Source organism: Cyanobacteria bacterium GSL.Bin1 (assembly GCA_009909085.1).
Lineage (GTDB): Bacteria > Cyanobacteriota > Cyanobacteriia > Cyanobacteriales > Rubidibacteraceae > Halothece.
The window spans coordinates 141,803-152,550 of sequence record JAAANX010000099.1 but is presented as its reverse complement, the minus strand read 5'-3'; the positions used below and the strand labels follow the sequence as shown (position 1 = coordinate 152,550).

Here is a 10,748-nt window from a genome sequence, read left to right as displayed (position 1 = left end):
GACAAGAAGAAGAAACCTACAACATTGTTGCTGCCCACGGTTACTTTGGTCGTCTGATCTTCCAATACGCCAGCTTCAACAACAGCCGCAGCCTGCACTTCTTCTTAGCCGCCTGGCCCGTAGTTGGCATCTGGTTCACTGCTTTAGGGATCAGCACCATGGCCTTTAACCTCAACGGATTCAACTTCAACCAGTCCATCCTGGACAGCCAAGGTCGCGTTATCAACACCTGGGCAGACGTCTTAAACCGCGCTAACTTAGGGTTTGAAGTGATGCACGAACGGAACGCGCACAACTTCCCCTTAGACTTAGCAGCAGGCGAAGCGACTCCCGTAGCGATGCAAGCGCCTGAAATCAACGGCTAATCTTGCTGAGATAGCTCGCTAAATTTTACCCCCTCCACTGTGAGGGGGTTTTTGTTCTTTAAATTTAGGTTGAACTTACTGAGTATAACCGATAGGATATCTCTAGGGCATAGGCAGGCTGTGAAACAGTAAGTTGTGACCAAGCAATCCTAAAACTGCCTGTTATCAATCATTTATGGGAACATTGTTATAAATTTGCTGAACCAGATCATCTGAAGTTTCTAGTAACTCTTCCCAAAGTTGATTAGCCAGTACAGGGTTTTTGTGATAGATGATCTTGCACGCTTTGAATAGTGCCATTTCAGCAGCATATTTTTGTAATCCCATATTTTCCATAAGTTCTGCATATTCAGTAATATCAAATTCAGTTTTTGGGTTGATCGCTTGCAAGTCAAAAATAACTTGTTTTAATTCTATTAATTTCATTTGTAGCAAATTGTGCTTGGGTTCCATATTAAAAACTCACAGATAATCGCAGGCGGGGCATTCCGTTTGCATCAAGAGATCACTTTGACAAAAATGAGAAGTAATTGATCACAGGGAATAATATCTGAGAGGATTGACCCACTAGACTCCTCTGTATGAATCTCAAGCAAACCATTGGAAAAGGCTCTAAACTTTACGGATTGTCCAGGGAAAACGGCTCGTTCAAAAAACCAGCTAGGAATATTTGAAATCCGAATAATCTGATGTTGGTCTGTGTCATTGGTATAGCGGCACAGAATTTTGGTGGGGAAAAGCGGACTTTTAACGGGTAGAGGATCTTCGCAACGATCAACGATCGAAATGCCTAAAGGACAAGCACACCAATTTGCTCGAACCGGTACATCCAACAGATAGCAATGACCACCGCGTCTTCCTTCATAGTTATAATATTTACAATGTTTGCAGGAGTCAGGCTGAGGTACTTTTTCTTTTGTCATTAAACTTTCTCCATTTATAGCTATCTAAGTGTTTTTGAGCTGTATATAAATAGCTTGTTTCAGGCTTAGTTGTTTTTCCTGATTTCTCTAAAGATCAATGAGACAAGTCAAGTATTCTTCATTTAAGAATTGTGGCAGTAGTTTTATAATGAAGTTGTGAAGGAAGATAAGGGGAGTTGAAATTTAGGGGGACTGCGAAACAAATGCTTAACAAATGAGCAAAGCTGAGGGTTTTAGTGACTGAAAAGCCTCATTTCTCTCTTGTAGATCTCGACGATAGCGACTTCAGACTTTCCAAGATCCCTATTTAGTTAACACTTCAAGGGGATCATTATGAAAATTCTAGTTGTTGAAGACGAAACGACTGTCGTCTATGGGATTGAAGCTTTATTGGTCAGCCATCACTACACGGTGGATCTCGCTGCGGATGGCTCAGAAGGGTTGGAAATGGCAGAAGCCTATGACTACAATCTGATCGTGCTGGATATTGGGTTGCCCAATTTAGATGGAGTCAGCCTCTGTCAGCAGCTTCGCAGCAAGGGGATACAGACTCCCATTCTGCTCTTGACAGGGGAGGAAGCCTCAGCCCAGACCAAAGCGACTGCCCTCAACGTCGGAGCCGATGACTATGTGACTAAACCTTTCGAGGCGGAAGAGCTGCTGGCGCGCATACAGTCTCTGCTGCGTCGGGGAGACTTGAAAGCCCCACCGATCTTACACTGGGGACAATTATCCCTCGATCCCAGTCAGTTGCAGGTGAGCTACGGAAAAAAACTGCTGAACCTGACTCCCAAAGAATATAGCTCGCTGGAAGTATTGCTGCGCTATGCCCCGAAAATTCAGAGTGCCCGCGCTATTTTAGAACAGGGCTGGAGTGCCCTGGAGATTGTGGGCGAGGAAACTGTTCGCAACCACGTCAAGGAGTTGCGTAAAAAGCTGAAAGCGGCTGGTGCTCCTGAGGATTTTATTAAAACGGTGCATCGGCAGAGCTATCGGCTGAATCCGTTGTATGATGAAGTTCAATTTGCTTCAACAGATGAGTCATCATCACTGCAGATGGCTCAGCTCAAGGGGGTCAATGAGGAGTTACGGGAAACTCTCGAACAACTGCAAGCGACCCAAGCCAAACTGGGCAAGAAAAACCAAGATCTCGAAATTGCCCAGGAAGCTTTAGCCCAAGAACGGGAGCAGTTAAAAGCGGCTCGTAATCAATTGGCGATGCAGGTAAGAGAGCGCACCGAACAATTGATGGAAGCCAATCAAGAGCTGCAGCAACAAGAAAACCAATGGCAAGCCCTATTTGACCATGCCCTGGAAGCTATTTTGATCGCTGATGATGAGGGTGACTATATCAATGCCAATCCAGCAGCGTGCGAGTTACTAAGCATGACGCGTGAAGACTTGCTGAGGTGTAACGTTGCTGATATTGCAGACCCAGCAATCGATATAGCAGAGGTCTGGCAGCAGTTTTTGCATGACGGTGAGTTGTCGGGAGAGTTTCAGATTCATCAACCTGATGGTCAAATCAAAGATACTGAGTTCAACGCGATCGCTCATTTTATTCCCGGTCGTCATCTCTCTATTTTGCGCGATATCAGCGATCGCAAACGTGCTGAAGCCGCTCTCCAGAAATCCGAAACGCAACTCAGCCGGATTTTTGACAATGTAGGAGCAGCGATCGGTGAGTTTGCAGCCTATCCGGATCACAGCTATGTTCATGGATTTATGTCGGTTGGATGTGATACCGTCTATGGGTACTCCCAGGCTGAAATGATGGGAGATCCCCATCTCTGGCAGTCACGGGTAGTATCAGAAGATCTCGAGAGGGTAATCAGACCCGCCTATGAGCCCATTTTTGCTGAAGCAAGTTTCACCGTCGAGTACCGCTTCCGAGATAAAACTGATACCATCCGCTGGATTTCTGAAACATTGACTTCTCAGTGGGATAAGGCTGCCGCGTGCTGGCAGGTGACGACGGTGGCGACGAATATCAGTGATCGCAAACAAGCCGAATTGTCTCTACAGGAAAGTGAAGCTAAAAATCGAGCGATTTTAGCGGCTCTGCCTGATCTCCTGATTCGATGCAGTGGAGAGGGCGTTTATCGCGAAGTCTTCTCTGCTGGCTGCAATGCAGATTGAAGATACTGCCCCCCTAGCCGATGGCATTCACAGCTATATCACCGTCAAGTTTCCGCTGTACAATGCCACAGGTACCCCTTACGCGATCGGTGTCATCTCCACCGATATTACTGAAAAGAAAAATCTGGAGGCGCAGTTTTATCAGGCTCAACGGCTAGAGAGCCTCGGGAGTTTGGCGAGCGACATTGCCCACGACCTCAACAATATTCTCACTCCAATTCTGACTCTGGCTCAGCTTCTCAAGTTGACGCAGAAGGGACTCGATGCCAAAGGGTTAGAACAATTAAACTTTATAGAATCTAGCGCTAAACGGGGAGGCAACCTAGTCAAACAAATTCTTTCAGTGACTCGTATGAGTGAAGGAGCACGGGAGCTTATTGATTGGGCAGCTCTGTTGCAAGAAGAAACCATCATCATTCAGCAGAGCTTTCCTACATCCATCAAAACTCAGATCAATATTCCCCCATCACAGAAAACCCAGCCCGCTCTAGACATGATTTTAGTCGATCCGACCTACCTTCACCAGATTATTTTGAACCTATGTGTTAATGCTCGGGATGCGATGCCCAATGGTGGAACGCTGACTATTTCAGCGGCGAAGGTGTTTGTGGATGAGGCAATGGCAGCCCAAAATCTGGATGCCCATGTGGGCGATTACGCTGTTATAACGGTAGCTGATACCGGTATCGGGATTCCCCCTGAAGTGAAAGAACGGATGTTTGACCCGTTTTTTACCACCAAGGCACCGGGGCAGGGCACCGGATTGGGCTTAGCGACAGTGCGTGGACTGGTCAAAGCCAATGAGGGGTTTTTGCAGGTTGACACTCAGGTGGGCTCGGGGACTCAATTTAAAGTCTATTTCCCCTTGCTCGCCAGCGACAGCCCGGAAAAAGAGCCGTTATAGCCTGAGCTCACAACGACTCCCAGCCATCAGAAGGCATTCGTTTTGGTTGTTGAAGACGAAGAAATGGTGCGTCGGATGCTACAAGCTCTCCTTGAAATCCATCATTACCGCATTTTGCTGGCTCAGAATGGGGCGGAAGCTCTGGAACAATACCAGCTACACCAATCAGAGATTCAATTCGTTGTGACCGATATCATGATACCTAACTGGGACGGGTTTAACTTAATCAGTAACTTAAAAGCGATCAATCCCGAGCTGCCTATTATTGCCATCAGTGGTGCTCTAATTCATGAAGAAACCGCTCTCGCTAAGGGCGCTGATTGTTTTCTGGCCAAGCCCTTTAATTTGGAAACTCTTTTGAGCCGGATTTCGGCGCTGTTAAACCCAGTTGATGCCTAAGAGAGGTGACTCAACCTTAAGATCAATATGGCTAATCTCGCTGAGATAACTTGCTAATTTTATCCCCCTCCTGCGGTAGGATAATCAACGGTAAATTTAGCGCTTGATTTCCTCAAAATAGCTTAGGATATTAGAGAGGTGTGCTTTAAAGTGCTTAGGGAGAATTGAATTATGGCGCTGCAACTACGAAAGCCAATTTTAGTCACAGGTGTCGGTTTATCCTTTTTATTGTGGATTGGTTCTACCGTGCAAGATTCCTTAATGGGATTGGGAGAATGGGGCATTACAGGCGCGATCGCGCTGGGAAGTGGTCTCTGGTGGTGGCGATCGCGACAAAGCAAGACCTCCGTTTCTCCCATAGAAGCCCCCATTGATCAAAAAGCGGTTGATGAAATTCTCAAAGCCACGCAAGCAATTTTAGACCGAATCGCAACCGAAGCACCAGAAACTGATATTTCTCATCTCCAACAGCGTCTTGATCAACTCCCCGATCAACTCAATCGTGACAGCTTCCAAATTGCGATTACAGGCGGAAAAAGTGTCGGAAAAACACGCCTCAAATCAGCTCTTACCCTTTCTGCTGAGAGTCTCCTTGAAACCCCTGCCCTGTATCAAAACGATAGCGATAGCACAGCGATTGAAAACAGCGTTCTCCCTTGCGAAATCGCGATTTTCGTTTTGAATGGCGACCTCACTGACTCTGAATATCAAACCATTAAAAAGTGGAGTCAACTCCAACAAAAGATTTTACTCGTCTTTAACAAACAAGATCACTACTCTAGCGAGCAACAAGCCGTCATCTTAAAGCAACTCAAAACTCGCCTCAGTGAGATAATTCCCGAAGCGGATATTATCAGCACCACTGCAGCGCCAGCACCGATTAAAGTGCGCAAATTTAAAGTCGATAATACTCACGAAGAATGGGAAGAAACCCCTGAACCTCAAATCGAAACGTTAGGAACGCGCTTACAAACCCTTCTCAGTGAAGAAAAACAAACTCTCCTTTATCAAAGCACTTGGCGCAAAACTTACCTGCTGAAGCAAGAGGCAAAAGTAATTCTCAATGGGATTCGTCGTCAACACGCTATGCCCTATATTGAACAATATCAATGGGTAGCAGCAGGAACTGCTTTTGTCAATCCGGTTAGCAGTCTAGATTTACTTGCCACCGCCGCCATTAATGCCCAACTTGTCTTTGATCTTGGTAAACTGTATCAACCCCAATTTTCCTGGCAACAAGCGCAAACTGTTGCAGGAACCTTGGGTAAACAAATGGTGCAGTTAGGGTTAGTGGAATTTTCCACCCAAACCATGACCAGTGTCTTAAAAGCAAACGCCTTGACTTATCTTGCTGGGGGAACAGTACAAGGGTTAAGTGCAGCTTATCTCACTCGCATTGCTGGGTTAAGTTTAATTGCATACTTCCAAGAACAAGAATTGAGTCAAGAAAGTGGAGAAACTTTAAATCTCAACCGTTTACAAACGAAGTTGCAAGAAGTCTTCCAGAATAATCAACGGACTGCTTTGTTTAAGAGTATCCTGCAAAAGGGAAAAGAGAAGTTGTTTCAGCAGACTAATGTCTCACAATCTTATGTGAATTCTTAGATATTAAAGGCTTGGACTCAGGCGACAGCATAAACTTCCTTTTCCATGGGAGTCATCGGTAGCTGTTCAATCCTCTTTCACAGCTGCTGTATCAGGTGCTAGCCCATAACGCCTAATATGTCAGAACCGTACGAATCGAATTGCCTTCATGCATTAAGTGGAAGGCATCATTAATTTGTTCGATGGGTAGGGTATGAGTGATCAGATCATCAATGTTAATCTTGCCATCCATATACCAATCAACAATTTTTGGGACATCGGTGCGTCCTCTGGCGCCACCAAAGGCACTTCCTTTCCACACCCGACCGGTTACCAGTTGTACCGGACGAGTGGAAATTTCTTCTCCTGCTCCAGCAACACCGATAATGGTACAAACGCCCCAACCTTTATGACAACATGCCAAGGCTTGACGCATGATATTAATATTGCCAATACATTCAAAACTAAAGTCAGCCCCGCCATCAGTGAGTTCAATGATATGGCTTACCACATCCCCTTCAATTTCATGGGGGTTAACAAAATCCGTCATGCCAAATTGTTCGGCAAGGGGACGTTTTTTAGGATTGATATCCACGCCAATAATTTTGTCAGCGCCGACCATTTTTGCGCCTTGGATCACATTTAAGCCAATCCCACCGAGACCAAAGACAACCACATTAGCCCCAGCTTCTACCTTAGCCGTAAATAAGACAGCACCAATACCGGTAGTGACCCCGCAACCGATATAACAAACTTTATCGAAGGGGGCATCTTCACGAATTTTTGCCACTGCAATTTCCGGTAAGACGGTGTAGTTGGCAAAGGTGGAGGTGCCCATGAAGTGATGGAGTTTTTCGCCGTTCAAGGAAAATCGACTGGTCCCATCGGGCATAACGCCCTGCCCTTGAGTAGAACGAATGGCTTGACAGAGGTTGGTTTTCCGAGATAAACAGAATTTACATTCTCGACATTCGGGGGTATAAAGCGGAATGACATGATCGCCCGGTTTAACGCTTTTTACATCTTCTCCCACTTCCATAACGACCCCAGCCCCTTCATGTCCTAAAATACTCGGAAAGAGTCCTTCGGGATCTTTTCCCGATAGGGTGTAAGCATCCGTATGACAAACGCCTGTGGCTTTAATTTCGACTAACACTTCTCCCGCTTTTGGGGGATCAAGTTGTACCGTTTCCAGTTTCAGGGGTTGGTTGGCTTCAAAGGCAACTGCTGCTTTTACATCCATTATTATTATTTTTTTTACTGTGTTTACTTTAGAGAAAATGGTGGTTAGTGCAAATTTCAGGTTGACGAAACATTTAGAATCTTGTTAACCCGTTATTTTTTTAACTGTCAACTTGACTTCATTATTTGAGCAGAGAGTCGAAAACGAATAAAAAAGCAAGAAATATAAAGTTCATACCCTCTCTCAATTCCCCTAATTATTGATTATTAATCGTCCCTGAATTACAGTAGCGCACTTCCTCTCCCCAAACTCATTGAATCACTGTTTATCCTCATACGCCATCCCGTTAGCGTCTGCATAGCGGTGCATAAAACGCATAAAGCGGTCCCAATGATCATCTTGATCAATGGCAAACGTACATTCAACCCGTTGTAAATCATCTCCTTCCGGTCCGCCATAAATAAAGCGCAGAGAATCCGGTTCAACAGAAATTTTACCTTCAGAATCAGTTAAATTCAAAGCTTTGGAAAATTGCTGACGAAAACTATTAAACCGTTCTAAAGCTTCTAACTTTTCAAAAATCATCAAAACATTACGGATGCCTGTTGATTTTTCTTGACGTAAACGAACATCACTAATTTCTTCAGGGATGCCTTCAAAAAATTCAATGGTCGGGATAGATTCAGACATAATTTTACATCACATATTGTTCTCTTTTTATCGGCAAGGGAGAAGCCTGAGCTGTTATTAATTGAGAGCCAGGATTTGCCTAAGAATCAATGGCAAATTAGTAAATCATTAATAATAAGTTATTAGTTACTATTTAAACGTTGCTTGTTAAGTATAAAAAACCACTAACAACGAATAAAAAATAACTAATAACCGATCATTGCCTTGGCTGATGAGATTTGATTTACCAACGGTCATCCGCAAGCTCTGTTATATCAAAGCGGAGTACGGACGACTTCAAAATTTATTCAGCACTATTGCCTTGAATTTTGAGTAGCAAAAAGCCCCAAGCCAAGCCAACTAAAATCAATGTAAATGATAAAACAGCAGCATTAAAAATTATGGTGTTGGCAGTCATAAGTCTCCCTTATTATGCAAGTGTGTAATCCAACAATCGCTTCTTCAATAATGATAGTATAGTTTTGTAGGTTCTGGAAAATACTTGCTTATGCCGCCGCGTTGGCCCCGTAAACCCACCCGTCAAGATCCCGCTTACCGGAAACTAGAAGACCGAATCAATTTTGCGGTTCATGTTGCTGTTTTTACGCTCATCAACTCTGGATCATGGTTCTTTAAGCAACTGAATCAAGCAGACTGGCAATGGACCCTTTGGCTAACGTTAAGCTGGTTGGCAATTTTAGCATTACATTTCGTCTACATTAGCGCGATCGCGGACTATTCGACTCAACCCAAAAAATCCGATGGCTAACTCTAACCCCACCCGAGAAATTGAAGCCCTCGCTGCTGAAATTGGCGATAAAATTTACATTGATGTGGCTAAGTGGCATCTCTATTTGTCCGATGCCCATCTGCATACTACCGTTGCGGAACAGGTGTATCCCCTACTGGAAAATAAAAGTCTGACGACGGAACAAGTCGAAGATATCCTGAAACGAGTTTCTGTCAAACTGGGGGAAGGACGGACCCAGCTTCCTTTACTGGACTTACTCCCTTCCCATGCCGTGAGTGATTTAATGGAACTGCTTGAGGAGTACCAAAAGCAGCTTTAAGTTTCATATTGGTGTTGTTTTTCTTCGCCTTGATGGGAGGTTTTGACCCACTTCAACTTTTTGGGACGAACGGCAAGACGAGCCGTCATACTGGGGATAATGAGCAACCAGTGAATCATGTAAAGGGTTCCGCGTAGCGTTTCCCCAATGAGTTGCCAAGGCGTCAGTTTGGCTTCGCTGTCGTGAGGTTGCGTTCCTCTCAGTCCTTGGAACATCCCCCAAATTGACAAAGTAAACATCATACTCGTCGCCGGTAAATAGAGAGGGGGTCCTTGGCGCAAGCAGACCATCAGTAGATCAGGAAGCGCCGCCGTAGGCAGCAAATATTGGAAGAGTAAAAATGCGCTGAGGTCAAGGGTTTTCCCAAATCCCATGCGGTTGCGGATAATCCAACGCCAATAGTCGAGATAGCGTTGATACCCGCCTTCTGCCCAACGATTGCGTTGATGCCAAAGCGCGATCGCGCTGGTAACTCCTTCTTCTTTCACACTCAGGTCATTGACAAACCCAATTTCCCATTCATCTAAATGTAAGCGAATGGTGAGGTCCAGATCATCGGTAATCGTTTGTTCATTCCATTTCCCGCAGCTAGCAAGGGCGCTACGGCGAACAAACTGACCATTCCCTCGTAATTCACCAATTCCCCTTAAACCAATGCGACGCTGTTGAAAATAGCTATCCAGTGCCATTTCCGCTTGTTGTCCTTTCGTCCAAAAGTTGAGTCCCGCATTGGCAATGGCTTTACGCACTTGCACAGCGCCAATGCTTTCTGTATTAAAAAAGGGAACCGCCCTTCGTAAAATATCTGGGGGAATTTGGGCATCCGCATCGAAGACCGCTACAATTTCCCCTTTACTCAGTGTCAGGGCTTGATTGAGGGCGCCTGATTTGCCGCCGCCCGCATTTGCCGGGCGATGCAGCACCTTCAGTTGACGATATTGCCGCGATAACTGATCTAATAAAGCCGGTGTTTTGTCTGTACTATGGTCATCAATGAACCAAATTTCATATTTGTCTTGAGGATAGTCAAGATTGCAAAGGCTTTCCACAAGACTGGTAATGACTGCTTCTTCATTCTTCGCCGCCACTAAAATAGAAACCACCGGTGCGCTTGGCAAATCTTGATCGGCTAAAGCAGTGGGTGGCGTGACAGGACGACTGAACAGCAGACGTGCTACTTGTAAGGTCAGTAAGCTGGTAATCGCGAGGACGAGCCAGGATCCCCAGGAAATCAGATGGAGAGCAATCGTGGTGCCCCAAACCATCATCAAAGTTACCGCTGCTTTCCAGCGTCTTCCCCCTAAACCTTGGAAAAAATCGCTACTCCATTCTTCTTCTTCTGTTTCTGCATCAGACCATTCTGATAGGAGGGCTTCTATCGGATTAAACTCTTCGTAAGAATTATTGTCTGTCCAGGAATTTTGTGGCATACAGGTTAGGGGGTAATGATTGACAGGAGAGTTGTCTTAGTTCTATCTTAACTTTAGATAATAAAACTTAACTGTTATTAAA

At 45.1% G+C, this 10,748-nt stretch carries 13 protein-coding genes; 7 read left to right on the top strand and 6 right to left on the bottom strand.

Annotated elements, in window-relative coordinates; translation table 11 throughout:
• The coding region (locus GVY04_13750) for a photosystem II q(b) protein (protein NBD17157.1) at nucleotides 1-365 on the top strand (365 nt) is incomplete at its 5' end.
• A 165-nt stretch (nucleotides 366-530) separates the two neighbouring features.
• Here the strand turns inward: GVY04_13750 and GVY04_13745 are convergent.
• Nucleotides 531-791, bottom strand: coding sequence for a hypothetical protein (locus tag GVY04_13745; protein NBD17156.1), 261 nt, complete (start codon nucleotides 789-791; stop codon nucleotides 531-533).
• Between the two features lie 71 nt (nucleotides 792-862).
• Nucleotides 863-1,288, bottom strand: a complete 426-nt coding sequence (locus GVY04_13740) for a DUF1830 domain-containing protein (protein ID NBD17155.1) — start codon at nucleotides 1,286-1,288, stop codon at nucleotides 863-865.
• A 333-nt stretch (nucleotides 1,289-1,621) separates the two neighbouring features.
• Here GVY04_13740 and GVY04_13735 point away from each other — a divergent pair, with 333 nt between their 5' ends.
• From GVY04_13735 to GVY04_13720, 4 genes are all read left to right on the top strand, one after another.
• Nucleotides 1,622-3,427, top strand: coding sequence for a response regulator (locus tag GVY04_13735; GenBank protein NBD17154.1), 1,806 nt, complete (start codon nucleotides 1,622-1,624; stop codon nucleotides 3,425-3,427).
• On the top strand, nucleotides 3,375-4,331 hold the full coding sequence (locus GVY04_13730; GenBank protein ID NBD17153.1) for a hypothetical protein: 957 nt from the start codon (nucleotides 3,375-3,377) through the stop codon (nucleotides 4,329-4,331). Before GVY04_13735 ends, GVY04_13730 begins: the two co-directional genes overlap by 53 nt.
• 42 nt (nucleotides 4,332-4,373) lie before the next feature.
• Entirely contained in the window at nucleotides 4,374-4,730 is a 357-nt protein-coding gene (locus tag GVY04_13725) for a response regulator (protein NBD17152.1), read from the top strand.
• A gap of 171 nt (nucleotides 4,731-4,901) precedes the next feature.
• Complete coding sequence (locus tag GVY04_13720) at nucleotides 4,902-6,335, top strand: DUF697 domain-containing protein (protein NBD17151.1); 1,434 nt, start codon at nucleotides 4,902-4,904, stop codon at nucleotides 6,333-6,335.
• A 112-nt stretch (nucleotides 6,336-6,447) separates the two neighbouring features.
• On the opposite strand, the gene GVY04_13715 is transcribed toward GVY04_13720, so the two are convergent.
• The 3 genes from GVY04_13715 to GVY04_13705 form a co-directional block, all read right to left on the bottom strand.
• Complete coding sequence (locus GVY04_13715; protein ID NBD17150.1) at nucleotides 6,448-7,557, bottom strand: S-(hydroxymethyl)glutathione dehydrogenase/class III alcohol dehydrogenase; 1,110 nt, start codon at nucleotides 7,555-7,557, stop codon at nucleotides 6,448-6,450.
• Between the two features lie 258 nt (nucleotides 7,558-7,815).
• Nucleotides 7,816-8,187 carry a photosystem II reaction center protein Psb28 gene (gene psb28, locus GVY04_13710; protein ID NBD17149.1) on the bottom strand — a complete coding sequence of 124 codons (372 nt, stop codon included), beginning with the start codon at nucleotides 8,185-8,187 and terminating at the stop codon, nucleotides 7,816-7,818.
• 283 nt (nucleotides 8,188-8,470) lie between these two features.
• Complete coding sequence (locus GVY04_13705) at nucleotides 8,471-8,584, bottom strand: PetM of cytochrome b6f complex subunit 7 (GenBank protein ID NBD17148.1); 114 nt, start codon at nucleotides 8,582-8,584, stop codon at nucleotides 8,471-8,473.
• Between the two features lie 90 nt (nucleotides 8,585-8,674).
• On the opposite strand from GVY04_13705, the gene GVY04_13700 reads away from it, so the two are divergent.
• Together GVY04_13700 and GVY04_13695 are read left to right on the top strand one after the other, a co-directional pair.
• Nucleotides 8,675-8,935, top strand: a complete 261-nt coding sequence (locus GVY04_13700; protein ID NBD17147.1) for a hypothetical protein — start codon at nucleotides 8,675-8,677, stop codon at nucleotides 8,933-8,935.
• On the top strand, nucleotides 8,928-9,236 hold the full coding sequence (locus tag GVY04_13695) for a DUF3181 family protein (protein ID NBD17146.1): 309 nt from the start codon (nucleotides 8,928-8,930) through the stop codon (nucleotides 9,234-9,236). Before GVY04_13700 ends, GVY04_13695 begins: the two co-directional genes overlap by 8 nt.
• On the opposite strand, the gene GVY04_13690 is transcribed toward GVY04_13695, so the two are convergent.
• Nucleotides 9,233-10,666 carry a glycosyltransferase gene (locus GVY04_13690; protein ID NBD17145.1) on the bottom strand — a complete coding sequence of 478 codons (1,434 nt, stop codon included), beginning with the start codon at nucleotides 10,664-10,666 and terminating at the stop codon, nucleotides 9,233-9,235. The genes GVY04_13695 and GVY04_13690 overlap by 4 nt on opposite strands.
• Nucleotides 10,667-10,748: the final 82 nt, after the last annotated feature.

What these genes read in the sequence shown, in the direction of transcription:
- GVY04_13715 (NBD17150.1), bottom strand. Translation starts at nt 7,557, where the DNA reads ATGGATGTAAAAGCAGCAGTTGCCTTTGAAGCCAACCAACCCCTGAAA.
- GVY04_13700 (NBD17147.1), top strand. Translation starts at nt 8,675, where the DNA reads ATGCCGCCGCGTTGGCCCCGTAAACCCACCCGTCAAGATCCCGCTTAC.
- GVY04_13735 (NBD17154.1), top strand. Translation starts at nt 1,622, where the DNA reads ATGAAAATTCTAGTTGTTGAAGACGAAACGACTGTCGTCTATGGGATT.
- GVY04_13720 (NBD17151.1), top strand. Translation starts at nt 4,902, where the DNA reads ATGGCGCTGCAACTACGAAAGCCAATTTTAGTCACAGGTGTCGGTTTA.
- psb28 (NBD17149.1), bottom strand. Translation starts at nt 8,187, where the DNA reads ATGTCTGAATCTATCCCGACCATTGAATTTTTTGAAGGCATCCCTGAA.
- GVY04_13740 (NBD17155.1), bottom strand. Translation starts at nt 1,288, where the DNA reads ATGACAAAAGAAAAAGTACCTCAGCCTGACTCCTGCAAACATTGTAAA.
- GVY04_13705 (NBD17148.1), bottom strand. Translation starts at nt 8,584, where the DNA reads ATGACTGCCAACACCATAATTTTTAATGCTGCTGTTTTATCATTTACA.
- GVY04_13745 (NBD17156.1), bottom strand. Translation starts at nt 791, where the DNA reads ATGAAATTAATAGAATTAAAACAAGTTATTTTTGACTTGCAAGCGATC.
- GVY04_13695 (NBD17146.1), top strand. Translation starts at nt 8,928, where the DNA reads ATGGCTAACTCTAACCCCACCCGAGAAATTGAAGCCCTCGCTGCTGAA.
- GVY04_13690 (NBD17145.1), bottom strand. Translation starts at nt 10,666, where the DNA reads ATGCCACAAAATTCCTGGACAGACAATAATTCTTACGAAGAGTTTAAT.